This is a genomic window from Caballeronia sp. LjRoot29, from assembly GCF_964252755.1.
GTDB lineage: Bacteria > Pseudomonadota > Gammaproteobacteria > Burkholderiales > Burkholderiaceae > Caballeronia.
Window position 1 is genome coordinate 38,798 of sequence record NZ_CAXUPU020000042.1, and the last position, 25,517, is coordinate 64,314.

Genomic DNA, 25,517 nt, shown 5'->3' on the forward strand with positions numbered 1-25,517 from the left:
TGTCCGTTGAAGTTCAGGAAGCAGTCACTGCGCGTACATCGAGCGCCGCTTTCGGCAACGGATTATTTGGGCGTGTCTCAAGCCAGAATCGATGCAACGTGTTCTTCGCGGCTTCGAGCCGATAGTCGCTCGACGCGCGCATATCGGACAACGGCGCGTAGTCTTTCGCGAGCGCGAGCATCGCGGCCTGCGCAGTGGCTTCGTGCCAGTCGGCGTCGCGCAGCACGTCTTCCACGTGGGTCGCGCGCTTGGGTGTTGCGGCCATTCCGCCGAACGCGATGCGCGGGTCACGTATCACGTCGCCATCGGCGATAAACGAAAGCGCCGCGCACACTGCCGAGATATCCGAGTCGAAACGCTTCGATAACTTGTAGGTGCGGAACTTCAGGTTTGCGCGCACGCCGGTCCGCGTGGGCACTTTCAAGCCGAGGACAAACTCGTGCTCGGCCATGTCCTTCTTCTGATACGCGAGGTAGAGGTCTTCGAGCGGCATGACGCGCTCGATATCATTGCCGCGAACGATCACGTGCGCGCCGAGCGCGATCAGTCCGGGCATGGAGTCGCCAATCGGCGAACCGTTCGCGATGTTGCCGCCAAGCGTGCCGGCATTGCGAATTGGCAGCGACGCAAAGCGCTTCCACATTTCCTTCAGCTCGGGATAGTGCTTGGCGAGTTCTTCGTAAGCTCGTTCGACCGTGACGCCCGCGCCAATTTCAATCCAGTCGCTCGACGTTTCGATCTTCTGCAATGCGTCGATTCGCCCGACATAGACGATGTCGCCAAGATCGCGCATCAGCTTCGTGACCCACAGGCCGATGTCGGTGCTGCCGGACAGAATGCGCGTCGATGGCTTGGCCGCCTTGATCAGCGCAAGTTCTTCCACGGTGCGCGGTGCATCGAAGCGCTGGCCCCCATGTTCGTAGTGGAATGTGTCTTCGCGTTCGAGCGTGGCGAGCGTGCGGGACAGCGCGGCGATATCGACCGGGGCTTTTGGCGCGGGGATTTCGAACATCCGCTCCGCCGCGTCAACGATCGGCCGGTAGCCGGTGCAGCGGCACAGATTACCGGTCAACGCGTCGGAGATATCGGCGCGTGACGGAACGGTCTTGTTCGCGCATGCGTGTTCGTGCCCGTGCTTTTCGTACAAGGACCACATCGACATCACGAAGCCCGGCGTGCAGAAGCCGCACTGCGAGCCGTGGCATTCGACCATCGCTTCCTGCACCGGATGCAGCGAACCGTCGGGCTGGCGTAAGTCTTCGACGGTGAATAACGCTTTGCCGTCGAGCGTTGGCAGGAACTGGATGCACGCGTTGACCGTCTTGAACTTGACCCCGCCCGCTTCGTCGCGTTCGCCCAGAACGACCGTGCACGCGCCGCAATCGCCTTCGGCGCAGCCCTCTTTCGTGCCGGTGCAGAGCGCGTCTTCGCGCAGGTACTGGAGGACGGTGCGGGTCACGGCTGCGTCGCTGACCTCGCGGATCGCGTTGCGGTGGTAGAAGCGGATGGGCTGGCTCATGTCTCGTTGCTCGCGTTGGTTTGCGCTGCTGCTTTTAGGGCTGTCGTCGCGTCTTTTTAGCGTTGCTGTGGTGGCGTCGAAGCATCGTTCTGCGCTTTTTCGGCCGGGCTGAGCGCCGCCACAGTGACGGTTCGCAAAGTATCACCGTCAATATTCAGAACCCATAGCAGGGGAGATATGCACGTCATATCGCTGCGGCGATAAGTCACGGGATGTGGGGCTGGGGGTATGTCCGCGCGCCTCACTGCAGCCTTATTTACGACCGCGAACTCGCTAAAGAACCTGATTGTTTGTATCGCAATGTATCTGCGGGGCGCAGGGACACACAACGTTTCGCCTGAGGTGCCTGCCGGACACAAGCCAGATACGTCGGGGCGGTCTAATTCATTCACGCCAGCCCTGCATCACGGCGCATTCGAATCCAGTCCCAAGCCAGTCCGACTCGATTCAGCTTTAACCACTCAACGCGCAAACCGGTGTTTGCGGAAACCCACTTTCAAGAGGTAGACATCATGAAACTCGTCCAATCGCTGATCCTTGCCGCTGTTGTTGCCATCCCGGCCGTCTCGTTCGCTCAATCGAACGAAACCCTTACCCGAGCCGATGTGCGTGCCCAACTGGTCCAACTGGAAAAAGCCGGCTATAACCCGGCGAGCGACCAGACGCAATATCCGCAGAACATTCAAGCGGCGCAAGCGCGCGTCAACGCCGCGAACGGCGTGTCAGCAAAATCGCACGGCTCGTCGACCAGCGGCACGGCTGCGGCAGGTTCCCGCGCGACGGAGTCAGATGTGATCGGCTTGAGCTCGATCTACGCACGCCCTTAAAAGATTCCGTCTTTAACGGCGCCGCGTGAACGCGATTTCGCAGTAAAGAAATCAGCAGGGCCTTAGCCATCGGAGTGCGAACTCCGATGGCTAAGGCCCTGTTTGTACGTGTGTTGTCTTGTTCAACCGCGGGACATTCTCGAGCGCTCGGAAGCGGTCATGCCGTGCGAGCCCTCCTCGTCATGCGTCACATCACGAATTTGTATCTCATCGTATCCAGGCATTTCATCGATACAAAACCGTGGATTTTCCCGGTTTTCCCGACACAAACTCGATACCTGCCGGCGTTCTAATGCATCAACGCCGGATTCACCGGTACTGATCAAACCCTCTCAGGAGAATGATATGAAACGCTCAATGATTATTTTGGCTTTTGTTGCAAGCGCAGTCTCAGGTTTGGCTCATGCAGCCGGCACAGTCAGCTTGGCCAGCGATACGGCCAGCAGCGTCCAGACACCGCAATGGTCGCCGGCGCGCAACAGCATTGCTCCCAAGACCCGCGCGGAAGTTCGTCAGGAACTGGTTCAAGCGCAACGCGACGGACAGGCCGCTTACCTTAACCGCACGCTGTATCGCGGAGGCATGTAACCAGGCATTCGTCATCGAGAAAATTCAGTTAGTACACCCTATCTAAAGCTTTGTTCCTACCGGAACTTTCATCATGAACAAACATTTCATCGGCGCGGCACTTAACGCGATCAGCGCGGCGATCGCCGCCCCCGTGTTTGCCAGCAGCGGCTACGACCCGGCGCCTCACTACAACCCGATCGTGGGCGCACCCACGTCGCAACGCGGTCAAAGTGCTCAGACGATCCACGCGGAACTCGCCAGCGCAGAAGCCGACGTGAACACGGCCGCCCAGTCGTTTGGCGGCGTAAGCGAAACCCGTTCGCAATCGGGCGTTCGCAGGCTGACAGACGATACCCGCTCGCCCTATTTGCATCACTGAACGACCTTTCCGAACGCAACGTAAGCAAACAAGGAGTCAACGATGGCACAGCTTGAAAAAGTACTTTATACCGGCAAGACCCACACGACAGGTGGCCGCGACGGCGCGTCCCACAGCGATGACGGTCGTCTGGATATCTCCCTTTCCGCTCCTGGCAGCAAAGGCGGCGGCACGAATCCCGAGCAACTGCTCGCCGCAGGCTGGTCTGCCTGCTTTATCGGTGCAATGGGGCTCGCGGCTGCCAAACTGAAGATTGCTTTACCCGCCGACACGGCAGTCGACGCCGAAGTGGACCTGGGCACGACTGCGGGCGCTTATTTCCTGCAAGCACGCCTGAGTGTTAGCCTTCCCGGCCTGAACCGTGAAGTCGCCCGATCTCTCGCGGACGCTGCGCACCAGACCTGTCCCTATTCCAAGGCTTTAAGCGGCAACATCGACATCGTCATCACGGTTGCCTGAGCCAGACGCGGTGGCTTGCGGTATCGCTTCTGCTGTTGAGGCGGTTCGATGCCGCAAAGCACTTCATGGCACTGCACCAACCGCGTCTCTTGCCGATCGCAAGAACCGGTGAAAATCCACGGGAACGACACTCCCGGAGCCCGCCAAACCACTGAACACATGGCTTTTGCTATATTCCGGGTTTTCTCTGGCAACCTTACGTCATGCGAGTCGGCCGTCCCGTTCAAGCCCTGCCTCATCCAAATTGCGACTATTGCGGTGCAAAGGCAACGCTTGTGCGGCCCGGAGAGGCCGCTTACCCGTATCAGGACGGGCACGGCCCGCTGTGGCTGTGCGCGCTGTGTGAGGCTTGGATAGGCATATTTTCACGCAGTACCCGCAACCTTCCTCTCGGCCGGCTCGCGAACGCCGAATTGCGGGAATGGAAAGCAAAACTCCACGCTGCGCTGGAACCCATGGCTGAAACAAAGGCCAGGCGCGACGGCGTAAGCATCTTCGAGGCAAGATCGAAGGGCTATAAGTGGCTGGCCGGGGAACTCAAGATCGAACCGAAAGCTTGCAACATCAATTTGCTGGATCTGGAGCAATGCAAGGCGGCGGTGCATGTAATTGAACAATTCGAACAAAATCGCAGAGCTGCTACCCCTTCAGAATAACCGCGACCTGTACGTTAACCTGAGGACAACTCTCCCCGACGACTCCATGGCCCGTACCCTACCGTTTAACCGCAGCGCACAAGCAACGCGAGTCCGCCTGTCCAAAATGCTGCTTCTCCCGATGCCCAGGATGGAGGCGGACACACTCTCGTTGCATGCTCATTGCGCACTGCAGGCGCTGCGTGACGGTAATGGATGGATGGCGGGGACGCAGTCCCTTGCAGAAATCCTGATCCTGACGGCGTGCGTCGTCGAGGCAGGCTATGGACAAATCTCACGCGAAGCGTGGCTTCAGAGCGAGACAGCGCTCAACGCGGCGTTCGCGCAAGGCCAGGTCACGGGTGTCTGGAAACTGGACGATGCGAGTTGCGAGCAACTTGCCAGCATCGTGTGCGTACACGATGCGCAACTCCACAACGCTCCGCTGGGCGTACTCGCCGCAGCAAGCGAGCGCCTCGAGCGCCTGAAAGCTGGCGAAGCGGACCCCGTGCCGCGATTAAAAAGGGCGTGAACGGGACAGCCGGTGAGTCATTTATCGTGTCTGCAGGAGCGGGTTTTCACTGTGTCAAATCTTCACAACACTGCGTGCGTCCTTCGTGAAATAAAGTGACATCGGTCATATCTAAATGATTAAATTGACCACGCTGATTCCGATGTGACCGGACTTGCACCGCACGCACGAAGTCATGTCGTTGTGGATTGGCGTCTGTGAAGATCGGCCGGAGACGCACCGGTCAAATCTAGCGAGAGCACTATGCCGCCTTGGTTAGCCGTCGCCTTAGGCGCTGGAGTTTTCAGCGCAGTCGTGAACGTGACCTGCAATGCGGTTGCCCGCAAGCGCAACTCGGCACGCAGCGCCACCGAGCGTATTCACGCCGGTCGCCATACTGCATTGACCGCGGCCATCACCCTCGAAGAGTTTGCTCACCGCTGTCAGATGACAATCGATCGAGCGGAACGCAGGGACTTGTCGGAGCAGCGGCACGTACAGTTAGGCGACATAGAAATACCGCCCTTTGCATTTCCCGATGACATTCAATGGCGTGACATCGACGCCGGAAAGGCATCGTATCTTCGGGCCTTCAGCGCCGATCAAACGCATAACGCCGAGCGGATTCAGTCGAACGATCGATGCTCGAATGTTGACGAGTTCGCCGCAACCATTAAAGGACATTGCGCTGAATTCGGGCGACGGGCCTGGCTGATGGCGGTTGACCTACGCGAAGAAAACGAATTGGGCGCGATCAAGGATCACGACTATCTGATCGAATTCGACGCAGCACTCAGCCGATACATCGCCTGGGAGCAGCGCCAAAGAGCCCGCATTGAAAGAGTCCCCACTCCATCACACGTGACTCCAAGTCCACAGCGTTCTGGAAGCAGAACACGGGGACTCGCTGTGGGTGGCCCTGCGTAAGTCTACGGTCGCCTTTAGTGTCGGCTAGCGGCGCTTACCTCACCCAGCAACTGGGCACCTTACGGTTTTCTTCGACGTTCCTGACGAAAGCAAGCCTTGCACGCACCTGCTAACATGCGGATCGCCAAGGCGACGATGCGGGCGCGTCAATCCCCTGCACGAAGTCTCTGCTTCAAATCGCTGCTTTAAGACCCCATTACCTACGCCGGCCTTTCATGTCTCTGCTCAACCTGCTCGTCCCATGGGAACCTTCTTTCGGGCTCGTGGCAGTGTTCGTCATTACAGCCTTACTGTATGTGCGAGGATCACGCCTCGTTCGTATCAGCATGGCGCGGCGAATTGCGTTTTGGGTGGGGCTCGCATTCTTCTACATAGCGCTTCACACACGCCTCGACTATTACGCCGAGCATGAATTCTTCGTGCATCGGCTCCAGCATCTGGTGCTGCATCATCTTGCGCCGCTGATCCTGATGGCGTCTTATCCAGGCAGCGTGCTGCGTGCCGGCCTGCCGTTGCGTTGGCGCAGTGCGCTGCGGCGTTGGCAATACCGCAGGCCAGCGCGTGTGCTTGCGGCTGTCGTACTGAATCCAACGTTCATATCGGCGGCGTTTGTCATCTCCGTCGTCTTCTGGCTGATTCCATCTGTACAGTTCGTCGCCATGCTCGACTGGCGCATCTACACGTTCATGAACTGGTCGGTCGCGGTGAGCGGACTGCTGTATTGGTGGATGCTGCTCGATCATCGGCCACATCCGCCGAGCCGTACCCGGCCCGGCTTGCGAGTGCTGTCGCCGGTCATCACCATGACCCCGCAAATTCTTGTCGGCGCGATCATCACCTTCTCGACGCATGACCTCTATCCGATTTTTTCACTTTGCGGCCGCGCGTTCACGTCAGTTCCGGCGACGCTCGACCAGAGTCTGGGCGGACTCATCATGTGGGTACCGGCCGGCGTCCTTGAGGCGATCGGCGCCATGATGGCCTTGCGCCATCTGATGCGTTTATCCGAACTTCCTTCACGCGTGCCACGCAAACAGAGGCCTGCAAAACGGCGAGCAAAACCGGCGCTGGGGAATTGAGAGGTCTGCTGGTCCGGACCTCTCTCGAACGATCTTCACGTCGCCTTCGCGACTATCAGGCTCCCGCGCGCACGCGTTCAACCTCCGTGCTCTTCACATCATCGCGTTGCTTGAAAAGCGTAAAGTCGAAATCGATCAGCACGAACTGAACTCTTCCGCCGCTTCAGCCTTTTCAAGCTCGGGCACAAGCCCGTCGTGAGATAGGTTCAGGTTAATGCAGATTATTTCGGATCATTGCTTCGGATCATTAATTCGGATCACTACGCTTCAGCGCTGCAGTCGCTCGACTCGTTCCCGTCCGAGCGTGATGCCCACGCTCGGACCTTGTGGCAGATGCGAAGCGCGATTGATGCAACACTCGCCGCGCCCGTCCGTCCACCGGACCGGCAATCTTGACGGCGAAAACATCGGCGCAATGGTTGCTTGCTAAAAGCGATTGCATTGGTGGCGCCATGCAGTGTTTCGTCGGCCATGATCGGCACGCAGGCCAAGTGAGCACACATGGTAGGAACAAACGTTCCGGCAAGTCCAACACCGCTTCCGACTACTTCATACCTTGCCGGTATGAAGAGACCATTCTTTCAACAGATACATAAAACTAACTCAGTGCCATACCACGTGATTCATTTTGGAGTGCTGCACGCGACTCTCATTCCCAGCTAATTCACCGCGCCTACGATTCGTTCGTCGATGCACAGGTTCAAGTTCGAACCCTCATTCAGATGCGAAAAACGCGTTTGGCACGCATCGGATTGAAGCGACGATGCGGACCGCCGGCCCGACATGCGTCGCACCACTCAAGGAGCACATCATGTTTGCCGCACTGTCCAAACAACTGGGGTCGTTGTTCTCACCTTCTCACTATGACCAGCGCGAAGAGTATCTGGCATCCTCGTCCGATCTCGAGGATCTCGAACGCCGCATGCGTCATCTCGACCGCGGCGGTTATCCGTTCAGTCTGCATTCGAGCACCGTGCCGCGCGACCGCGAACTGTGAACAATCAACAGACAAGGAGAATCGATATGCGTCACTATCAATGCGACAGCCCTGAAGCCGCAGCGCGCATCGTCGCGGCCTGCTTACTATCGGATGGACACATAGGGAATGAAGAGCTCGACGTGCTCGATCGCCACGGCATCGAACAGCGATTGTCATTGCGCCCGCATCAATTTCTGGCCGTCGTGCAGACGCTGTGCGAAGACCTGACGTCGGCCGCCTACCTGAATTGGGCCGACGCGTGCAGGCTCGACTCCGCCGTCGTCACGCAACTCGCGGCCGATGCGCAGGACCCGCAAATGCAGCGCGACATCATCTGGCTCTGCAAGGAAGCCATTCATGCGGACAAGCATATCTCGGAGGGAGAAGCCCGTTTTCTTCGCCAGTTGCGTGCTGCATGGGAATTGCCGGAGCATGTGGATTGGGTGCGCCCACGCGAGGTGATCAGGCTCGCGCGAGTGCATCGCAAGTGAGTTCACGCTACGCGTCAACGGACTTAAGTCACCACGGTATCGTTCGCCCTTCCCAGCGCGTGAACGTTCCTGTGGGGCTGTCCGGGCCGAGCATCGCAACGCGCACCGCCTCGCGCGCGCCTTCCTCGACGGTCTCGGTGCCCGAATATCCGTTGAGCGCAGTCTTGGTGTAACCCGGGGAGACGGCATTGACCTTGATCCCTTCCGGCTCGAGTTCGATGGCCATTGCGACCGTCAACGCGTTAAGCGCCGTCTTGGATGCCGGGTAGACGGGGCCGAAAATCCCGCGGTACGGGAAGGCCGGGTCCAGGTTCGTCGTCAACGATCCAACGCCGCTCGACACGTTGACGATGCGCGCACCCGGCGTCGCGCGTAAAAGCGGCAACATGGCCTGGTACACAGCAAGCACACCGAACACATTGGTGTCCCACACCGCGCGCATTTCATCGAGGGCCACGTTGCTTGGGCGCGTCGTCTTTGCGTACTCCTCGACCGACTGACCGGGCTGCTTTTTCGTATTCGAAATAGCCGCATTCTGGATGAGGACATCAAGGCGGCCAAACTCGTTTCGGACTCGCTCCGCCGCCGATGCGATCGAAGCCTGATCCGTCACGTCGAGTTGAAGCGCGACGCTGTCCAACCCAATTTCGCTGGCCGCAGTTTCACCGCGTTCGAAGCTGCGCGACCCGACCAGCACAGTCAAGCCGCGTGCAGCGAGTTCCTTCGCTATTTGAAGACCGATTCCTTGATTCGCCCCGGTGACGAGAGCAACGGGTTTGTCGTGCATAACAATCTCCTTTTCGATAGGTGTGGCGTATCTACGCCATGTTCAATCCATACCGTGCGTTCAGCGAATTTCGGCCGCCCACGCTTTGGCATCGGCGCCGGCCGGGATGCGCATTGGGGACGACGGATCCGTTGCCGCGAGCCACACGGCTTCAGCCACGTCCTGTGCATGGGTGACGGGGCCGGAGGTGTCCTGGAACTGCGCGAAGACAGCCTTGACGGTCTCCGCGTAGGCCTCGTTGTCGAGACCATGCATGTGGGCGTGGGCGTTCTCTGCGAACCGCGTGTCGGGTGCACGGCCCGGCAGCACCAAATGTGCTCGCACGCCAAACTGCTCGAGCTCCATCGCCATCGACTCGGTGAATGCGTTAACTGCAGCCTTGCTCGCCCGATAAGCCGCAATCAAAGGCAACGCCCTCAGCGTGACGCTCGACGTGACATTCACGACAACGCCAGCTTTACGCTGCCGGAACTGGGGCAGCACCGCCTGCGTCAATGCGATCGTGCCGAAGGTATTGGTCTCGAAAATTTCGCGCACCGTTGCAATCGGGACCAGTTCCGCAGGGGACGCCGCGCCGAAGCCGGCGTTGTTGACGAGGACGTCGATCGGACCGGCTGCCTCGACAGCCTGACGGATGCTTTCCGGATTTGTGACGTCGAGCGCCAGCACGCGCAAGCGCTCCGAAGGCGGCAGGATGTCGGCGCGCGGCGTGCGCATTGTGGCGATGACTTGCCAGTCGCGGGTCAGAAAATAGCGGGCAATCTCAAGGCCAAATCCGGAAGAGCAGCCGGTGATCAAAACGGTTTTCATGGGAGTTCCTGTGTGGGGTGGTTTGTGCCTGTCCACACGATAGACCGCCGCGACCGTACTCGCTACAATCGATAATCCGAATTTCATGTGCGAGAGTCCGGCAATGATCGATCCTTTAGCCGAAGTCGTGACGCTGTTGCAGCCGGGCGCCCGGTTTTCCAAACTGGTTCTGGGCGCCAGCCCCTGGCGCGTGACCCGCTCGGATGTCGGTCAATCGCTCTATTACGTGGTTCTCGAGGGCGGGTGCCGCATGACGATCGACGGGCATGAACCTATCGAAATCGTCTCTGGGGATTTCGTGCTGATTCCCGCAGCCTACGACATCACCACGACCAGCCTCGTACCGCCGCCGCCCGGCGTTCAGACGCTTACACCCATCGCGCTTGGCAACAATGAATTCAGAATTGGGACACCGGATGGCCCGGTCGATCTGCGAATGATGGTCGGCCACTGCAGCTTCGGTTCGCCTGATGCAGCCTTGCTGGTCTCGTTGCTGCCGCAATTCGTGCATGTCCGCGGTGAAGAGCGGCTCGCCACGCTCGTCCAGCTTGTACGCGATGAATCGCGCGCGCAGCGTCCTGCGCGCGAGGTCGTGCTGTCACGGCTGCTGGAAGTGCTGCTCATCGAGGCGCTGCGGTCCACAGCGGAAACAGGCGCGTCGCCTGGCCTGGTTCGCGGGCTGTCCGATCACCGCCTCGCGGCCGCAATCCGAGGGATGCACGAACACCCTACGCGTGCGTGGACGGTGGCTGACCTCGCGAAAGAAGCCGCGCTATCGCGCTCGACCTTCTTTGAACGCTTCAATCACGCGGTCGGCATGGCGCCTATGGAATATTTGCTCACGTGGCGCATGGCGCTCGCCAAGGATCTGCTGCGCCGCAATGAAGGCCGCGTCGCCGACGTTGCGCTGCGAGTCGGCTACAGCTCCGCCAGCACCTTCAGCGTCGCTTTCACGCGGCACGTTGGGCGGCCGCCTTCACAGTACGCGCGCGAGGAGCAGCCGGTTATAGAAGACACGTAAGCAAGGGGCATGGCAATCGAATAGTGCTTATTTATTTTTTGTCGCCATGTTGATTTATCTGGACTCCGGATTATCTCGGTATCGTTGGCATGGCGCAATTCATCCCGATGAAGCTGCTGACGCTTTCCTTGGGCTCACCCTTTTTCATGTTTGCACGCCATGGCCGTGACCCCTGATGCCATGCGCGGACGCGTCTCGGCGGTCAACATGCCGTTCATCGGCGCGTCAGCCGAACTCGGTGCATTCGAGTCGGGCGTCGCCGCTTCATTATTTGGGACGGTTGAAAGCGTTGTCTTAGGTGGCGTTGGAACCCTATGTGTTGCAGCGATATGGACGGCAGCATTTCCCGCGCTCAGGAAGGCAGACCACGTTCATCCAGACTCGCATGCATCCGAAGCACGCTGCGAACCGGCAGCAGACAGTCCGACCTAAGCAGCTCACGCTAACAAATACTGGCGGCCAAACTGGCTAAAGTCATATCGACTTTCACACTTAACCAACAGACCGTCAGATCGCCATATATTAGAATGCGGCAAGGCTCCAACTTTCACGGCCGCTTAGCGATGCGCTTCAAGATTCGATTTAAGGTCCAATACCGTCGCAGTTCCCCCGATTAGATTGCATCGGAATGCCGCATCATGGCGAAACACATTAAAAATCCTGAGGAAGAACCGAATGTCAGTAAACAGTGAGCGACTTCTTTTAGTAGACGACGATCCGATGACGATTCGGATCATGAGTCAAATGCTTGCCGCCTACCCTGATCAACAGTTCGCCACCTCAGGTGAAGCTGCCATTCTGCTTGCAAAGGAATCGCCACCCGACCTCATTCTCCTCGATGCCGATATGCCGGGCATGACTGGATTTGACGTATGCGAAATCATTAAGGCCGACGCAAATCTGGCACACGTCCCGGTCATTTTCGTAACGAGCCATGACGCGCCTGCGCTGGAAGTCGATGCGCTGAGACTGGGTGCGGCCGATTACGTCACGAAGCCGCTTGTCGCCGCGCAACTCAAAGCCCGCGTGCGCGCTCAACTCCGCGTGAGGCAGATCGTGAATGATATCGATCGTGATTGTCGAGCGGGCAAGCTAAGAACATGGGCGGAGACGCCGGCAAGGCCTAACGTGCTGATCATCGAAGATGATCTTGCCACCATCCAGCAAATGCGTCGAACACTGGAAAGTGTAGGCGCCTTATATTTTGCGGCCTCTCGCGAAGAAGCATTACAGCAAGCGCGTAGTCATGCGCCGACCCTTATTATTCTCGACAACCATTCCGCGCAGAACAACGGATTCGAGATTTTCGCGGCACTTAAAGCCGAGACCGCGCTCGAACATGTGCCTATCGTTTTTATGGCGCCGGCGGCCGACATCGAGGCTGAACAGCGCGCTCTCGACCTGGGCGCAGCGGATGTCATCGCCAAACCGTTCAAGGGTGTTGTCCTGCAAGCCCGCATTCAAAGCATCATTAATACAGTGCGACACATCGAAGCAGAAATTCACGACATCATTCAATACTGGCAGACGGCAGGCGGAAGGAAACATTCGTTGTAGAAGTAAAAGGCCGGGCCGGAACTGCGTCTTGCAGTCATGTTATTTATCTGTGAGCAGCGCACGCCCGGCTCAGGGTACTGTCAACGTACAGACGCGCGCACGGCCCGTGCGCTTCGCTTCATAGAGCTGTTGATCAGCGGCCTTCAACAATAGCTCAGGCGTGACGGAGGGCGTTGGCACCATGGAAGCAACGCCCAGGGAAATGGTCACGACCTGATCGACCTCGGAGCCAAGATGCTCCACATTCAATTCGCTCACGCGCGCTCGCATTCTTTCCGCAATTGCACTCGCGCCCGCAAGTTCAGTCTTTGGCAAGAGACAAGCGAACTCTTCACCCCCATATCTGGCCAGCTTGTCATAAGGTCGGCGAAGCGCTTCAAATAGCGTCCTTGCGACAAGTTTCAAGCAATTGTCACCGGCTTGATGACCATAGCGATCGTTATAGAGCTTGAAATAGTCGATATCGATCAAGATGAGCGAGAGGGGTGCGCTTTCTCTAAGACACTGGCGCCAGTCAGTCTGCACATCCTCGTCAAATTTTCGACGATTCGCCACGCCGGTCAATCCGTCAAGCAACGCGCTTGCGCGCAGCAAATCACCTTGCAACTTCAGGGTCAGGTGTGTGCGCACGCGCGCACTCACAATGACCGGGTTGATGGGTTTCGTGATGAAGTCGACCGCACCTAAACCCAAAGCGATGACTTCGTCGGCCTCCTGATTCTGCGAGGTCACGAAGATAATCGGAATGGCGCCGGTCAATGGGTCAGCTTTAAGTCGGCGGCATACCTCGTGACCATCGATGTCATCCATCACCACATCCAGCAGGATGAGATCGGGCAGTTCAGCGCGGCAGATTTGTATGGTTTGCGTTCCGCTCGTTGCCATGAACACGTCGCACTCGTCGCGAAACAGCTCGTACAGAACACGAATGTTCGTGGGCTGATCGTCGGCAATCAGGATCTTGGGACGGCGATTCGTGTGAAGTAACCAGCTTTCCAGAATATGCTCCATTGTCACGATCACTTCAGCATGTCACGTGCGCTAAGCGCCGCGACCGCGAAATTCAATTCCCTCACCTGCGCCAGGAACTGATCGAATCGGACCCGCTGTTCCGGACCCGTGTGAACAACCAATGCCTCGGCAAGCGCCACGGCCTGTAAATTCGACGACTCAAGAAATGCCACTATCTCGTTCAGGCGCTGCTTCCATTCCGCTAGCGGCAATTCGGCCTCGAATGCCGGCGCCTCGATTGTGTCACCTCCAAATTCGCGCGCCAATGCAGCAACGCTGTCCCTCAGCAAACTTCTCAGATCAGCGACGCCTTCCTCAGTGATGACAACGTTCGTTGCCGGCAAATCAGCGTGGCGTAGATCGTATTCAAGCTTGCCGGCCCGCGCGGCAAGAGCGCGGGCCCCCACCGTTCCCGCAGTCCCTTTGATTGCATGCAGCACGGATGCGGCGCCAAGCGGCTCGCCCTTTGCGATTTGCTGGCTAAGCAACGCGAGTTGCTTTTCTGTCTGGGGCCCGAAGTTATCCAGGACGCTGTTGATCAGCGCAATATTGCCACCAAACCGGGCAACAATTGAAGCTTTCAGTTCAACAACAGAGTCGGCAATATCTTCCACTCCGGACGACGCTTGATCCGATTCAAACGCGGAAGCGGACGCGATTTTTGTCCCGTCGATTTGCGCGTGCAGCACTGACACCAGCCGCTCGACATCGATCGGTTTGCCTACGTGATCATTCATGCCGGCATCGAGACACGCTTGCCGATCGGCGCTCGATGCATTGGCCGTCATCGCGATAATGGGTAGCGCGGCGCAGCGAGGATCCTTTCGAATCCGGCGTGTTGCTTCGAACCCGTCGATATCCGGCATCTGGATATCCATCAACACTGCATCGAACGGAATGCCTGCTGTTGTCGCCCTTCTCACGCCTTCGATCCCGCCCTCGGCGAGGTGTACCTGAGCGCCCTCCGCTCTTAGCACGCCCTCGGCAACCTGACGGTTCACGGCGTTATCTTCAACCACGAGCAGATTAAGCCCGGCCAGGCGAGCAGCGGGTTTGAAAACCGGTGCGTGAAGCACAGGCTGCGGCGTATCGGCCGTCCTCAGTGCGCTAAGCACGACGTCGCTCAGTTGCTTTGGCGTAATCGGTTTGGTCAGGAAGCCCGCGAACGGCGCATCGCCGCTATCGTGAGACTCAGCCAGGACTTCGCGGCCGTATGCGGTGACCATGACGACGACGGGAAGCGGCAGGCTGTCTTTCGCGTCGCGAATAAGCTTTGCCGCATTCAACCCATCCAGGTCCGGCATGCGCCAATCCATGAGTACCACGTCATAAGGCGTTCCTTCGCGGACCGACTCGCTGATCTTCCTGACAGCGTCGATACCCCCACAAACAAAGTCCGCCTGCCATCCGAGCGTCGCGACTGTTCGGACCAACAACTCTGCTGCCATCTGATTGTCGTCGGCAACCAGCAAGCGTAGAGGCCGATCGATCACAGGTGAAATAGCGGGAGTGTTCGCGCCATCGACGCCAAGCGTGATGTCGAACCAGAACCGGCTGCCCACGCCTACTTCGCTTTCGACCTGAAGGTCACCGCCCATTAATCCGACTAGTCGCTTGCAAATGACCAGTCCCAGACCCGAGCCGCCGAAACGACGTGTTGTCGACGTCTCGGCCTGAGTAAAGCCCTCGAAAATACGCCCAATCTGCTCACTGCTAATGCCGATGCCGCTATCGGTCACCGCAATCCGTACGCGCGCCGCGGCATCCATGCGTTGCAACAGCTGGACGCTGACGATCACTTGTCCGGTCAACGTGAACTTGAGCGCATTGCCGGCCAGATTGATCAGGACCTGCTGCAACCGCAGGCTATCGCCGATCAAGCCATTGGGAAGCGCCGAGTCCAGGTCAAACAAAACTTCGACATTCCTGTCGCCCTGATTACCGGACAGGACGACGCCCAGGTCCTGCATCAACGGTTCCAGCTCGAACGGATGCACGTCGAGTTGCAGCTTGTCCGCATCGATCTTCGAATAGTCGAGGATGTCGTTGAGCAGGCTAAGCAAGGACTTCGCCGCTGTCTGTGCCTTGCTGACGTAATCGCGTTGACGCAGATTGAGATTGCTTAGCTGTACGAGATGCAGCATGCCCAATACCGCGTTCATCGGAGTGCGGATCTCGTGGCTCATGTTTGCGAGGAACGACGACTTGGCCGCGCTCGCCGCATCAGCCTGCTCCTTGGCCTCACGCAACCGGAGTTCCAGTTGATGCTGGTCGGTAATGTCGCGGTTGATTCCCGTCATGATGGCCGGCAGGCCGTTGGCATACCGTTCGAGCCGGATGCGCGACTGGATATAACGAATCTCCCCGCCTGGCAGCACGATTCGAAAGAGCGGGAGCTCGCCGCCGTGTCCATCGATCGCCGCGTTGAGCGACTTCATGGTGGCGTCGATATCCTCAGGATGCACGCGCGTGCGCCAGTGATCGAAATTCAAACCGTGGCCAAGCAACGCCTTCGGTTGCTCGTAGATTTCAAACATGCGCGCGTTCCAGTGGAGCGCGTTGTCCGCCAGGTTCCAAGACCAGATGCCAAGCTCCGCAGCTTGGGCGGCCAGCAACAATTGATCCCGCGCGGCGGCCAGCGCCTCGCGTTGTCCGTGCTGTTCAGTGAGATCGGTAATGACGCAGACGAAACACACTTCGCCCGCGACAACCATCGGGGCCGTGGAAACGTGCGCCGGAAAAACGGAGCCGTCCTGTCGCAGTCCCGCTAATTCGCGTCCGCTGCCGGCGCCGGTCCTGCCTTGTTGTGCAAACAGTGCGACGTATTCGTTATAGGCATCGACGAAGTTATCGGGAACGAGCGTCCTGATGTTCTGCCCGACCAGTTCATACGACACGTAGCCGAAGGTCTTTTCACCCGCTGGATTTAACGAGCGCACAACACCCGTGCCGTCGATAGTGATGATCGGGTTAATGGCTGTATCGAGAATGGCACGCATCATATCGAGGCTTGCCGCCAGCCGTTCTTCCGCTGCGGTCCTTAGCGCGATGAGGCGGATGAGACGCCAGCCAAACAGCGCCAGCGCGATAACCAGCGCGCCTACACCCGCCGAATGCCAAAGCGTGTCGGACCACCAGCCCGCCAATATTTCCTGCTGCGACAACGCGGCAGCAACGAAGAGCGGATAGTCCTGCAAGCTTCGAAAGCTATTGAGGCGTACGACGCCGTCTTGTGATGACTTCGTTAAGAAGGTGCCTGATCTGGCCTGTTCGTGAGCGCGAAAAAGAACCGTCTCCGACACATCCGCGCCCTGAAAGCGGGTCTCGAACGGTCTCCGCACGACCATGCGCCCGTTGCCGAGTATCAGCGCCGCGGCGCCGCCATGCCCAATATCCAGGCTGCTATAAAACCGCAAGAAGAAATCGATGTCGATAGTTGCCACCACGACGCCGGCGAAATTACCATTCGCATCAGCAATTCGCCGCGACACGGGCACGACCCACTTTCCGGTTGCACGGCTGAGCAGCGGCATACCCACGCGAGCGCCGCGATCCGGGTTGCTCCGATGAAAGATAAAGTAATCCCTGTCAGCGTTGTTATAGCTGCGCAATTTCCCGGAATCCGCGCTCGCGATCAACTGACCGGTCCGATCAAAAACAAACAAGCCGTTGAGTTGCGGCAGCTCGGTCAATCGGGACAAAAATACGTGGCGGAGCCGTTCCAGGGAAGCCGGGCTGGTGCCGTCGTGTTCTACACGCTCGGTGATACCCATGATCGCTATGTCGGACTCTTTGATCGTATCGTTCGCGTGCTGCGCCATCGCGCGGGCGAGATTCGTCGTGGCCGATGTCATTTCCTTCACCTGCACATGACGGGCAGCCGCGCTGCGCCAGAGATCCGTGCCTACGAGCAACACACAGACCACGACGATAAATGCAGTCATCCGGAATGCGAGCGAATGCTGTTTTGCCACTGGTCGACCTCAAAGGATGCAAGCTGATTTAGGACTGGTATAGGACTTTACGGCAACAGCGGATGGCACTTGAGGAAATAGCCGGATATCTTGCGATTATCAGGGCGCTAGCATAGGTTTGAATAGCGGCCCGCCGGGCAAATATGCTCCGCGGACGTGGACCCGGACCGGTCGATAATTCCGCTTGCGTTCGACACTTCAACTTAGGCCGAAACTTTTTCAACTGCTAATCAACCATACTTTGGCATGCCGTCCAGCAACGTCTGTTGAACGCGTTTTACATGACGAGGAACCGCTATGAAAGAGACTTCGTTTCAAACCATCGAACCCAAGATCCTGTATTTCGGCACCCCCGTGGCGCTAGTCAGCTCGGTCAATGAAGATGGGACGACCAACATTGCGCCTATATCGTCTTTCTGGGCACTTGGCTGGACCATGATGCTGGGACTGCTCGATGAAACCAAGACAGCAGACAATCTGGCTCGCCATGCCGAGTGCGTGGTCAACGTGCCTTCCCCGCAACTGTGGCAGCAGGTCGAGAAGCTCGCGCCGCTCACGGGCAAGGATCCTGTACCGGAACTCAAGGCGAAACAGTTCACCTTCGAGAAGGACAAGTTTGAAGCGGGTGACTTTACGTCGCTACCGGGTGAGCTTGTCAAGCCGGCCCGCGTCGCTGAATGTCCCATGCAACTCGAAGCGCGCGTCCGTCATGTTCATCGCATGGGTGGTGAGAAACTCGAGGCACTCGGTGGTGGTGTTGCGGTGGAAGTGGAGATTGTCCGGCTGCATGCTGACGAGACCTTCGTGAAGGAAGGCAAATATATCGATGCGGAAAAGTGGTCGCCGCTGATCTACAACTTCCGTCACTACTTCCGGCTAGCAGGAGAGGAACTAGGTAAAACGTTCCGGGCTTAGTCCAGTTGCGGTCCTCCATTGTCACGGAGCCCGCATGATGGATCACACTTCATATCCGGCTAGCGGACTCAGATGTCCGAATTGATCGGAATCCAGAACCATTTATCTTCATTGCGCTGAACCCTATTATTCCGATGCCGCTGGGCAAGATTGATCCGCTCAGCCTTACATTGGAGAATTCTCTTGAACAGCATCGCGACGCGAGCTACGGGCTCCGGAAAAATAAGGGTGGGCGTCATCGGCCTCGGCCATTGGTCGGAATATGGGCACCTCCCCTCACTCAAACTACTGCCGGACTATGAACTGACCGCGGTGTACAGCCGCAGCCTGGAAAAGGCAGCGGCGCTGGTCGAGCGCCATGGATTCAAGCACGCCGCAACCTCGCTGCAGGAGCTGGTCTCGCATCCGGAAGTCGATCTCGTACTCGTTCTGACGCCCGCGTTCCAGCACGAAGAAGGTATTCGCGCCGCCATCAAGGCAGGTAAAGACGTCTATTGCGAATGGCCGCTGACGCCAAGCACGGCGTTGTCCAACGAGCTGCTCGCGTTGGCTGATAAGGCGGGCGTGCGCACCCTCGTCGGTCTGCAACGGCGCCTCAATCCCGGCTACCGTCATGTGCGCGATTTGCTGGAGCAAGGCGAGATCGGCGAAATACGGTCGGTGCGGCTGCATGTGAGCGTCGAGTACTTCCAGCGCGAACGGCCTGCGTCGCTTTACTACACGATTCCCGAAGAGAATTTCTCCAGCCTTTTGTCGATCTATGGCGGCCATTTCCTGGACGCCTTGTTCACGACAATGGTCGGCTATCCGCAGAGCCTGTCGGCGCTGACGGTCAATCAGTTCAAGGAAGTCACGCTGGTGGAAACCGGGGAAACGCTGCCCCACACCAGCGCGGACCAGGTCGTGCTGGCTGGGACCTTCGCCAATGGCGCAGTGCTGACGGTCCATCTCGAGGCAGGGAAACGAAACAACTTCGGCATCCAGATTGATATCACCGGCAGCAAGGGTGACTTGAAGATCTCGAACACCACCAGTTTCGGCGATACCTTCAACCGCATCGAAATTGCACGGGGTGACGCGCAACCGTTCACTGACGTGACTATTCCGGCGGAATATGAATGGGTGCCTCAGGGGAAACTCGGGGCGAGCGTGGTTGAATTGGCGAACCTGTATGCCGCCCATGCACGCGACGTAAAGACCGGTTCGACGCTTGCGCCCACTTTTGGAGACGCGATCCGCATGCATGAACTGATTGAGCAGATCGTGGAATCGAATGATTCCGGCAAGCGGGTTCAGCTCTCTTTCAGCACGCCGAGTTAATCCTCAAGGCTAGCCAAAGCATCAGGCATCGACGGCGAAGCGCAGAGCCTCGCCGTCGACATTCGTTTTGCAGAAGCAGAAGCGCATTGCGCAGCTCAAAAAAAATCCGCTCGCGTTGACTCCAAATTGGCAGGTCAACGCGAGCGGACATGTTGCGGCCAGATTTGTCCTGGCCGCATGAATCAACCTCCGAACATCGCCTTCACTTGTGTATTAAAGCCATTGACGAAGTCGTGCTCGCCCGGCCCTACGTTTGCGCGCATCGGTTTGGCGGCTTCGACCAGGATCTCGTTTGCATCCGTGCCCAGGACCTTGATCGTTTCGTCGATGAATTGATCGAGCGGCATCGCCATTTCGGCTTCTTCGCTGTTCATTAGTTCAGTACGTACCCAAGGTGGCGCGATCTCCAGCACGCGAACCGTCGTTTCCTGCAGCATGAAACGTTGGGACAGCGCGTAGGAGTGCAACGCGGCCTTGGTCGACGAATAGACTGCAGTCATCGCCATTGGCACGAAGGCCAGGACGGAACTCGTGTACGCCACGACGGCGTCGTTCCGGGTCTTTAGATGGTCGATCAACGCGGACGTCATGCGGATCGGGCCAATCAGGTTAGTGGTCACGTGGGAGATCATCAACGCGTCGTCGATCTTCCCGTTCACTGCATCGGGTTGCATGACACCCGCGTTATTGATCAGCACATTGAGCTCGGGATGACCGGCGATCAGCTTGGCTGCCACGCGTTCAATACTCGCGGGATCGGAGATGTCGAGTTCGACCGCTTCCATCCCCTGGTTGGCCGCGATGACTGCGTCGAGATGACTGCGCCGCCGGCCCGCAATGATGACCTTGTTGCCCAGTTTATGGAGCGCCTCGGCGAGGCCTCGGCCAATGCCCGAACCGCCGCCGGTGATGAAGATAGTGTTACCTGTGAGTTTCATGGAAAACGTCCTGGATTGGATGAGTGATGAAGAGTCGAGGCGTTAAACCGTTGATCGAACTTGAGGCAGGCCGCTTACCGGTTTGCCTTGGATCGCTTCGGTTCGTGAAGCTAAAGATAGGCCTCCACCGCCCGCTGCGGTAGCCCTTGATTCCCGCTATGTTTTATGTAACAAATGCATCAATCCGCATCGATTTGGCCCGGTACCATTCGTTGCCTCAAGCCGATTAGACGCGGACCGGAATGCCTGCGTCATTCTTATGATTAATGTGAGGCGTACATGGAGCGAGCCGTTTTTTTCGGGCTGCTGCAACGACGTTCCGATTTAATTCCGCTCGGGGAAACCTGAGCTCCCGTTTCGACCCATCGAGGAGTGTGTGATGCAGCGAATTGGTTTCGTGATCCTGCCGGATTTCCAGATGCTGTATTTCGCTGCCCTGTCAGTGTTCGAGTTCGCCAACATCAGCGCGGGAAAGCAGCTGTACGGCATTGAGCTGCTATCGGAATCGGGGGACATGGTGCGTAGTTCGCTCGGTACGATGATCGCGACAATGCCCTTTGGAGACCCCAGCTTCGACACAATGCTGGTCGGCGGCGGAACTGCGAGCGTGACTGCATCGCCTGCCGTTGTGGATTTCGTGCAGCGTGGATATCGTGCATCGCGCAGGATTGCGTCCATCTGCACCGGTGCGTTCGTTTTGGCGCAAGCCGGCATCCTTGATGGCAAGCGTGTGACCACGCATTGGATCGCCGCGAACGAGCTCAAAGAGCGCTTTCCTCTCGTCAAGATGCAGCCTGATCGCATCTTCATCATCGATGGATCAATCTGGACGTCGGCCGGCATGACGGCGTGTATCGACTTGGCGCTTGCCATGGTCGAACAGGATTACGGCGCGGACCTCGCACACTCGATTGCGCAAAAGCTGGTGGTCAATCATCGTCGCGGTGGTGGTCAATCGCAGCACTCCGAGTTGCTCAAGATGGACGCCAAGTCTGACCGGATCCAGACCGCGCTCGACTATGCGCGTCGAAACCTGAAGTCCCAGCTCTCGGTCCAGGAACTTGCCGATGCGGCATGTTTGAGCCTGCGCCAGTTCAGCCGGGCGTTTCGCGCGGAGACGGGTCAGTCTCCCGCGCAGGCAGTGGCAAATCTAAGGCTGGAGGCCGCGCGCCTCTTGATAGAGCAAAGCCGTCATCCGGTCGACGTGGTCGCGACAGAGACGGGCTTTGCAGACTCCGAGCGGATGCGCCGCGCATTCGTGCGGGCGTTTGGTCATCCTCCGCAGGTCATACGAAACAATGCGAGGGCGGAATTTTCAACCGCCTGAAACGCATCAAATTCAGCCTGCGGCTTGCACGATCAGTTTTGCGACCGCATCCGGTTGGGAAAGCATGGCCACATGACTGGCCGCGACGGTGACCGTCGTGGCTTCCATCCGGGATGCCATCGTCTTCTGAAGTTCGGGATGGATGGTGCGATCCTCGCTGGCGAGCAAATACCAGCTGGGCTTTTCCTTCCACGCAGGCGCGGTGACTTCACCGCCGAGTGCGGCGCCCGCCAGCGGATTCTGCGTTGCAAAGATCAGCGCGCGCTCGGCGGCTGTCAGGTCCTGAGCAAATACTTCATCAACACCTTCACGCGTGAGTTTGAAGAAATGATGCTCGTCGGGGCGGACGACTTCAAGCAAACGGGTGGGCGGCCCACCGGCGCCAAGGGATGCGGCCGACTCGCCAACATCGGGCCCGAATGCCGCGACGTAAACAAGTCCAGCGACTTTCGGATCGGAACCGGCTTCGGTAATGACAGTGCCGCCGTAAGAGTGACCTACCAGCAATACCGAACCGTCCACTAACGCTATTGCCCGCTTCACGGTCGCCACATCGTCTGCCAGCGACGTCAGTGAAAGCGAAACGGCAGAGCCTGTGAGACCGGCGGCATCGATAAGCGGCAGGACTTTATCCCACGCCGACGAATTGGCCCAGGCGCCGTGAACAAAAAGAATATTCGATACCTTCGCCATGATTAATTGCCCTTGTCATGCGACTGCTGTCGCGGTGTATGTTGAAAAGACCAGGGTTCATTCTCGGTTTGGCGGACAGTATCGTGAGGTCGAAGATCCCACTTTTTCGGCCATTGTTAAGTCGCGAATAACTCTGCTGTGCGGCAAATCATGTTTGCGGCACTGCCCACGTCACTTTTCGAGCACTTCCTTGAGCGTCGCGCGGCTGGTGTTGAACGTCATCATCACGATCACGCTAAGCGCGGCGAGCAAGGCGCCAAAGCGCATTGTCGCTGCCATGCCCTGGTGGTCCACCACTGCACCACCGCCGAGCGAACCGAGCGCAATTGCGATCTGCACGGTACTGACGAACATCGACGAACCGGCTTCAGGGCGGTCAGGCGAACTCAGTTGCATCCAGACGCTCAAGCAAAGCGGGATCGCGCCATATGCAAGTCCCCACAACGCCACGATCGCAATCACGCCTGCACGGGAAGCTTGCAGCATCGGCAATGCGAACAGGGAGACCACCACGAGCGCGCCTAGCACGAGCAACGAGCGTTTCAGATGGCGCGTCACGATGGCCGAAACAGCAAAGTTCGCAACGAAACCTACTACCCCGAAGCCGAGCAGAACCGCTGTGATCCATGAAGAGCCAAACAATGCATTGCGTTCAAGGAACGGCGCAATATACGTATAGGCCGCGAAATGGGCGCCGAACAGAAGGCCGACCATCATTAAACTGCGGCGCACGTTCGAGCGCGACAGCATGGCCCGGAAGTCGTCCGTGCGCATTGCGGCCTTCGGTGCGAGCGAGGGCAAGAACACGGCCTGCGCAGCCAACGCGACAGCGGCAAGAATGGCGGTTGCAACAAACGACATGCGCCACGATGTCAGGTTCGCGATCAACGTGCCGAGCGGCACGCCGATCACGGTCGCCAGCGTAATGCCCATGAAAATCGTTGCGCTTGCACGGGCGGCCTGCTCTTCGCGGACCAGTTGCCCGGATGCGCCGAGCGCAACAGTCCAGAAACCGCCGAGGCTGGCGCCGAGCAATGCGCGACCGATGAGCATCACTGCAAAGCTCGGTGCAATGGCGGAAATCAGGTTCGATGCAAGCAACAGGACGGCCAGCGTCAGCAGGATCAGGCGCCGGTTGATGCGGCCTGCCGCGAGCAGCAAGACAGGCGCCGAGATCGCGGCGATGATCCCTGGCGTAGTCACCATGAGCCCGGCGGTGCCGGGCGTGACTCCCAGGTCCTGCGCGATCTGCGGCAGCAGTCCGACGGGCATGTATTCCGTCGCGACGAATGCGAACGAACCTACTGCGACCGACAAGACCGCGAGCCACGACGGGCCGCGCGATACGGGTTCGATGACGGGCATTGACGCGGTAGACAACGCGCTGTCGCTTGCTATCGATGGGCCCCCGCGAGGGCTGATAAGTTGCTGGGCATCCATTTGATGTTCTCCGGTTCGGCTAAAGCGACGTGTCGGCGTCTGGTTGCACAGTAGGTGCACGACTGCCGATCACTACTGCTTGCTGAAGCGAAGGATAGGAGTTTCGATGGGGAATGTGTCTCCCCATGAGCGCGACGCGCGGGCATCGGGATATGATCGAAGCGCTTTGCTCCACTACGACGCTTGGCAGTTGAACCCAAAGACGTATGAGCAAAGGCTGCCCGATGGATGCCACCGGTTCGCGAGTGCTTATCCGGAACTTGTTTGAGAGGACATTGACTTGGCTCCTGGAAATTTCAACGATATCGCGACGTTCGTCTCCGTGGTCAGGGCCGGCAGCTTTACATCGGCTGCACAGCAACTCGGTATCACGCGGTCTGCGGTGGGCAAGATCATTGCGCGTCTGGAGGCTCGCCTGCAGGTTCGCCTGCTCCACCGGACTCCGCAAAGCCTGGGGCTCACGGATGACGGAGAGGTGTACTTCGCGCGTTGCACACAGATTCTGGAGGATCTCGAAGAGACCGAAACGGCGATGGCGGCACGCAGTGCAACGCCGACAGGAACGCTGCGCATCAGCGTGCCGATCGGGCTTGGGCATCGGCACGTGCTACCCGTCATTGAGTCGTTTCTTGATAGCTGGCCTGCGGTGACGGCCGAGGTCAGCTTCACGGACAAATTTGTCGACCTGGTTGATGAGGGGTTCGATATCGCGGTCCGGGTTGGTGAGCCCAAGCCGGATTCCCGATTGATTGCGCGCGTGGTGGCAACACAGAAGCTGGTGACCTGCGCTTCGCCGAGTTACTTGGCAAAGCGCGGTGTGCCGGCCACGCCGTCCGACCTTGCAGATCATGAATGCCTTCACTTCGTGAGCGGTGGACGTCTTCAGCCGTGGTCGTTTGCCGGTGTTGGGCAGGAGACCGTGAACTCGACTGACCGGTTGAGAATGGACAGCGCTGAAGCGATCGTCGCCGCAGCGGTTAACGGCGCCGGCATTGTCAGCATGCCTTTGTACTTGCTCGCAACTGACATCGCGCAAGGGCGATTGCAGACTATCCTGCAGGGGTTTGAGGTCGAAGCGCTGCCCATCAGGGCGATCTATCCGACGCGGCGACATCTCGCGCCTAAGGTTCGCCGCTTTATCGATTGTTTGTTTGATGCGTGGCAGCCGGTGCCGCCTTGGGAGCGTGAAGTCGAATAGGACGTTGGTTTTCGTTCGCACTCGGGGTTTGGTGAGGTAGGTTCTGCGTTGGCGGTCTGGTTCATTACCGGGTTGCTGCTTTCCAAGTCTTCGCGCGTTTTATGTTGGCTGATTTCTTTATCACTATTAGCCACTGCGCGTGGCGGCGCG

The 25,517-nt window shown here is 58.4% G+C and carries 24 protein-coding genes and 2 pseudogenes; 17 read left to right on the forward strand and 9 right to left on the reverse strand.

What is annotated here, in order from left to right; genetic code table 11:
- Positions 1 to 13: 13 nt before the first annotated feature.
- Positions 14 to 1,519, reverse strand: a complete 1,506-nt coding sequence (gene xdhA, locus ACSQ83_RS31155) for a xanthine dehydrogenase small subunit (RefSeq protein WP_436230784.1) — start codon at positions 1,517 to 1,519, stop codon at positions 14 to 16.
- Between the two features lie 512 nt (positions 1,520 to 2,031).
- Between xdhA and ACSQ83_RS31160 the strand changes: the two genes are divergently transcribed.
- The 8 genes from ACSQ83_RS31160 (at position 2,032) to ACSQ83_RS31195 (ending at position 6,906) form a co-directional block, all read left to right on the forward strand.
- Positions 2,032 to 2,346 (forward strand): DUF4148 domain-containing protein, encoded by a 315-nt coding sequence (locus ACSQ83_RS31160; RefSeq protein WP_436230785.1) that lies wholly within the window; start codon positions 2,032 to 2,034, stop codon positions 2,344 to 2,346.
- A 345-nt stretch (positions 2,347 to 2,691) separates the two neighbouring features.
- A complete protein-coding gene (locus ACSQ83_RS31165) occupies positions 2,692 to 2,934 on the forward strand; it encodes a DUF4148 domain-containing protein (protein WP_436230786.1) in 243 nt (80 codons plus the stop codon).
- Between the two features lie 73 nt (positions 2,935 to 3,007).
- Positions 3,008 to 3,295 carry a hypothetical protein gene (locus tag ACSQ83_RS31170; RefSeq protein WP_414967746.1) on the forward strand — a complete coding sequence of 96 codons (288 nt, stop codon included), beginning with the start codon at positions 3,008 to 3,010 and terminating at the stop codon, positions 3,293 to 3,295.
- A gap of 42 nt (positions 3,296 to 3,337) precedes the next feature.
- Positions 3,338 to 3,754: an organic hydroperoxide resistance protein gene (locus ACSQ83_RS31175; RefSeq protein ID WP_414951816.1), complete on the forward strand. Its 417-nt coding sequence runs from the start codon at positions 3,338 to 3,340 to the stop codon at positions 3,752 to 3,754.
- A gap of 203 nt (positions 3,755 to 3,957) precedes the next feature.
- Positions 3,958 to 4,410 (forward strand): zinc-finger-containing protein, encoded by a 453-nt coding sequence (locus ACSQ83_RS31180; protein WP_414951815.1) that lies wholly within the window; start codon positions 3,958 to 3,960, stop codon positions 4,408 to 4,410.
- A 46-nt stretch (positions 4,411 to 4,456) separates the two neighbouring features.
- A complete protein-coding gene (locus tag ACSQ83_RS31185) occupies positions 4,457 to 4,921 on the forward strand; it encodes a hypothetical protein (protein WP_414951814.1) in 465 nt (154 codons plus the stop codon).
- A gap of 294 nt (positions 4,922 to 5,215) precedes the next feature.
- Positions 5,216 to 5,827: a hypothetical protein gene (locus ACSQ83_RS31190; RefSeq protein WP_436230787.1), complete on the forward strand. Its 612-nt coding sequence runs from the start codon at positions 5,216 to 5,218 to the stop codon at positions 5,825 to 5,827.
- 215 nt (positions 5,828 to 6,042) lie between these two features.
- A complete protein-coding gene (locus tag ACSQ83_RS31195) occupies positions 6,043 to 6,906 on the forward strand; it encodes a cytochrome c oxidase assembly protein (RefSeq protein ID WP_414951812.1) in 864 nt (287 codons plus the stop codon).
- 341 nt (positions 6,907 to 7,247) lie between these two features.
- On the opposite strand, the pseudogene ACSQ83_RS31200 reads toward ACSQ83_RS31195, so the two are convergent.
- Positions 7,248 to 7,397, reverse strand: a pseudogene (locus ACSQ83_RS31200) (muconate cycloisomerase); the annotation flags it as partial.
- A gap of 320 nt (positions 7,398 to 7,717) precedes the next feature.
- Here ACSQ83_RS31200 and ACSQ83_RS31205 point away from each other — a divergent pair.
- The gene (locus ACSQ83_RS31205) at positions 7,718 to 7,903 is read left to right on the forward strand and encodes a DUF3563 family protein (RefSeq protein WP_414951811.1); all 186 of its coding nucleotides are present in this window, start codon (positions 7,718 to 7,720) and stop codon (positions 7,901 to 7,903) included.
- Positions 7,904 to 7,929: 26 nt separating this feature from the next.
- Entirely contained in the window at positions 7,930 to 8,376 is a 447-nt protein-coding gene (locus ACSQ83_RS31210; protein WP_436230788.1) for a TerB family tellurite resistance protein, read from the forward strand.
- A 28-nt stretch (positions 8,377 to 8,404) separates the two neighbouring features.
- On the opposite strand, the gene ACSQ83_RS31215 is transcribed toward ACSQ83_RS31210, so the two are convergent.
- Positions 8,405 to 9,163, reverse strand: a complete 759-nt coding sequence (locus ACSQ83_RS31215) for an SDR family oxidoreductase (RefSeq protein WP_436230789.1) — start codon at positions 9,161 to 9,163, stop codon at positions 8,405 to 8,407.
- 60 nt (positions 9,164 to 9,223) lie between these two features.
- On the reverse strand, positions 9,224 to 9,973 hold the full coding sequence (locus tag ACSQ83_RS31220) for an SDR family oxidoreductase (protein ID WP_436230790.1): 750 nt from the start codon (positions 9,971 to 9,973) through the stop codon (positions 9,224 to 9,226).
- A 103-nt stretch (positions 9,974 to 10,076) separates the two neighbouring features.
- Between ACSQ83_RS31220 and ACSQ83_RS31225 the strand changes: the two genes are divergently transcribed.
- From ACSQ83_RS31225 to ACSQ83_RS31235, 3 genes and pseudogenes are all read left to right on the forward strand, one after another.
- Positions 10,077 to 10,994 (forward strand): AraC family transcriptional regulator, encoded by a 918-nt coding sequence (locus tag ACSQ83_RS31225; RefSeq protein WP_436230791.1) that lies wholly within the window; start codon positions 10,077 to 10,079, stop codon positions 10,992 to 10,994.
- A gap of 168 nt (positions 10,995 to 11,162) precedes the next feature.
- A pseudogene (locus ACSQ83_RS31230) lies at positions 11,163 to 11,426 on the forward strand (hypothetical protein); the annotation flags it as partial.
- A 243-nt stretch (positions 11,427 to 11,669) separates the two neighbouring features.
- Complete coding sequence (locus ACSQ83_RS31235; RefSeq protein WP_436230792.1) at positions 11,670 to 12,551, forward strand: response regulator; 882 nt, start codon at positions 11,670 to 11,672, stop codon at positions 12,549 to 12,551.
- Positions 12,552 to 12,620: 69 nt separating this feature from the next.
- Here the strand turns inward: ACSQ83_RS31235 and ACSQ83_RS31240 are convergent, their stop codons facing one another.
- Entirely contained in the window at positions 12,621 to 13,562 is a 942-nt protein-coding gene (locus ACSQ83_RS31240; RefSeq protein WP_414951826.1) for a diguanylate cyclase domain-containing protein, read from the reverse strand.
- Between the two features lie 8 nt (positions 13,563 to 13,570).
- Positions 13,571 to 17,506, reverse strand: a complete 3,936-nt coding sequence (locus tag ACSQ83_RS31245) for a response regulator (protein WP_436230793.1) — start codon at positions 17,504 to 17,506, stop codon at positions 13,571 to 13,573.
- 327 nt (positions 17,507 to 17,833) lie between these two features.
- On the opposite strand from ACSQ83_RS31245, the gene ACSQ83_RS31250 reads away from it, so the two are divergent.
- Together ACSQ83_RS31250 and ACSQ83_RS31255 are read left to right on the forward strand one after the other, a co-directional pair.
- Complete coding sequence (locus tag ACSQ83_RS31250) at positions 17,834 to 18,451, forward strand: flavin reductase family protein (RefSeq protein ID WP_436230794.1); 618 nt, start codon at positions 17,834 to 17,836, stop codon at positions 18,449 to 18,451.
- 183 nt (positions 18,452 to 18,634) lie between these two features.
- Positions 18,635 to 19,771 carry a Gfo/Idh/MocA family protein gene (locus ACSQ83_RS31255; RefSeq protein ID WP_436230795.1) on the forward strand — a complete coding sequence of 379 codons (1,137 nt, stop codon included), beginning with the start codon at positions 18,635 to 18,637 and terminating at the stop codon, positions 19,769 to 19,771.
- A gap of 182 nt (positions 19,772 to 19,953) precedes the next feature.
- Here the strand turns inward: ACSQ83_RS31255 and ACSQ83_RS31260 are convergent, their stop codons facing one another.
- On the reverse strand, positions 19,954 to 20,709 hold the full coding sequence (locus ACSQ83_RS31260; protein ID WP_414951802.1) for an SDR family oxidoreductase: 756 nt from the start codon (positions 20,707 to 20,709) through the stop codon (positions 19,954 to 19,956).
- 379 nt (positions 20,710 to 21,088) lie between these two features.
- Here ACSQ83_RS31260 and ACSQ83_RS31265 point away from each other — a divergent pair, with 379 nt between their 5' ends.
- Complete coding sequence (locus ACSQ83_RS31265) at positions 21,089 to 22,036, forward strand: GlxA family transcriptional regulator (RefSeq protein WP_414951801.1); 948 nt, start codon at positions 21,089 to 21,091, stop codon at positions 22,034 to 22,036.
- Positions 22,037 to 22,048: 12 nt separating this feature from the next.
- Here the strand turns inward: ACSQ83_RS31265 and ACSQ83_RS31270 are convergent, their stop codons facing one another.
- Positions 22,049 to 22,729 carry an alpha/beta hydrolase gene (locus tag ACSQ83_RS31270; protein WP_414951800.1) on the reverse strand — a complete coding sequence of 227 codons (681 nt, stop codon included), beginning with the start codon at positions 22,727 to 22,729 and terminating at the stop codon, positions 22,049 to 22,051.
- Positions 22,730 to 22,900: 171 nt separating this feature from the next.
- Positions 22,901 to 24,169 (reverse strand): MFS transporter, encoded by a 1,269-nt coding sequence (locus ACSQ83_RS31275; protein ID WP_436230796.1) that lies wholly within the window; start codon positions 24,167 to 24,169, stop codon positions 22,901 to 22,903.
- Between the two features lie 280 nt (positions 24,170 to 24,449).
- Between ACSQ83_RS31275 and ACSQ83_RS31280 the strand changes: the two genes are divergently transcribed.
- Positions 24,450 to 25,367 carry a LysR family transcriptional regulator gene (locus ACSQ83_RS31280; RefSeq protein ID WP_414951798.1) on the forward strand — a complete coding sequence of 306 codons (918 nt, stop codon included), beginning with the start codon at positions 24,450 to 24,452 and terminating at the stop codon, positions 25,365 to 25,367.
- The last annotated feature ends 150 nt before the right edge of the window (positions 25,368 to 25,517 follow it).

Excerpts from the sequence above, each read along its gene's own strand:
- ACSQ83_RS31240 (WP_414951826.1), bottom strand. The coding sequence starts at position 13,562 with ATGGAGCATATTCTGGAAAGCTGGTTACTTCACACGAATCGCCGTCCC.
- ACSQ83_RS31160 (WP_436230785.1), top strand. The coding sequence starts at position 2,032 with ATGAAACTCGTCCAATCGCTGATCCTTGCCGCTGTTGTTGCCATCCCG.
- xdhA (WP_436230784.1), bottom strand. The coding sequence starts at position 1,519 with ATGAGCCAGCCCATCCGCTTCTACCACCGCAACGCGATCCGCGAGGTC.
- ACSQ83_RS31165 (WP_436230786.1), top strand. The coding sequence starts at position 2,692 with ATGAAACGCTCAATGATTATTTTGGCTTTTGTTGCAAGCGCAGTCTCA.
- ACSQ83_RS31270 (WP_414951800.1), bottom strand. The coding sequence starts at position 22,729 with ATGGCGAAGGTATCGAATATTCTTTTTGTTCACGGCGCCTGGGCCAAT.
- ACSQ83_RS31170 (WP_414967746.1), top strand. The coding sequence starts at position 3,008 with ATGAACAAACATTTCATCGGCGCGGCACTTAACGCGATCAGCGCGGCG.
- ACSQ83_RS31245 (WP_436230793.1), bottom strand. The coding sequence starts at position 17,506 with ATGACTGCATTTATCGTCGTGGTCTGTGTGTTGCTCGTAGGCACGGAT.
- ACSQ83_RS31215 (WP_436230789.1), bottom strand. The coding sequence starts at position 9,163 with ATGCACGACAAACCCGTTGCTCTCGTCACCGGGGCGAATCAAGGAATC.
- ACSQ83_RS31205 (WP_414951811.1), top strand. The coding sequence starts at position 7,718 with ATGTTTGCCGCACTGTCCAAACAACTGGGGTCGTTGTTCTCACCTTCT.
- ACSQ83_RS31275 (WP_436230796.1), bottom strand. The coding sequence starts at position 24,169 with ATGGATGCCCAGCAACTTATCAGCCCTCGCGGGGGCCCATCGATAGCA.
- ACSQ83_RS31260 (WP_414951802.1), bottom strand. The coding sequence starts at position 20,709 with ATGAAACTCACAGGTAACACTATCTTCATCACCGGCGGCGGTTCGGGC.
- ACSQ83_RS31220 (WP_436230790.1), bottom strand. The coding sequence starts at position 9,973 with ATGAAAACCGTTTTGATCACCGGCTGCTCTTCCGGATTTGGCCTTGAG.
- ACSQ83_RS31210 (WP_436230788.1), top strand. The coding sequence starts at position 7,930 with ATGCGTCACTATCAATGCGACAGCCCTGAAGCCGCAGCGCGCATCGTC.
- ACSQ83_RS31225 (WP_436230791.1), top strand. The coding sequence starts at position 10,077 with ATGATCGATCCTTTAGCCGAAGTCGTGACGCTGTTGCAGCCGGGCGCC.
- ACSQ83_RS31235 (WP_436230792.1), top strand. The coding sequence starts at position 11,670 with ATGTCAGTAAACAGTGAGCGACTTCTTTTAGTAGACGACGATCCGATG.
- ACSQ83_RS31195 (WP_414951812.1), top strand. The coding sequence starts at position 6,043 with ATGTCTCTGCTCAACCTGCTCGTCCCATGGGAACCTTCTTTCGGGCTC.
- ACSQ83_RS31250 (WP_436230794.1), top strand. The coding sequence starts at position 17,834 with ATGAAAGAGACTTCGTTTCAAACCATCGAACCCAAGATCCTGTATTTC.
- ACSQ83_RS31185 (WP_414951814.1), top strand. The coding sequence starts at position 4,457 with ATGGCCCGTACCCTACCGTTTAACCGCAGCGCACAAGCAACGCGAGTC.
- ACSQ83_RS31265 (WP_414951801.1), top strand. The coding sequence starts at position 21,089 with ATGCAGCGAATTGGTTTCGTGATCCTGCCGGATTTCCAGATGCTGTAT.
- ACSQ83_RS31175 (WP_414951816.1), top strand. The coding sequence starts at position 3,338 with ATGGCACAGCTTGAAAAAGTACTTTATACCGGCAAGACCCACACGACA.
- ACSQ83_RS31180 (WP_414951815.1), top strand. The coding sequence starts at position 3,958 with ATGCGAGTCGGCCGTCCCGTTCAAGCCCTGCCTCATCCAAATTGCGAC.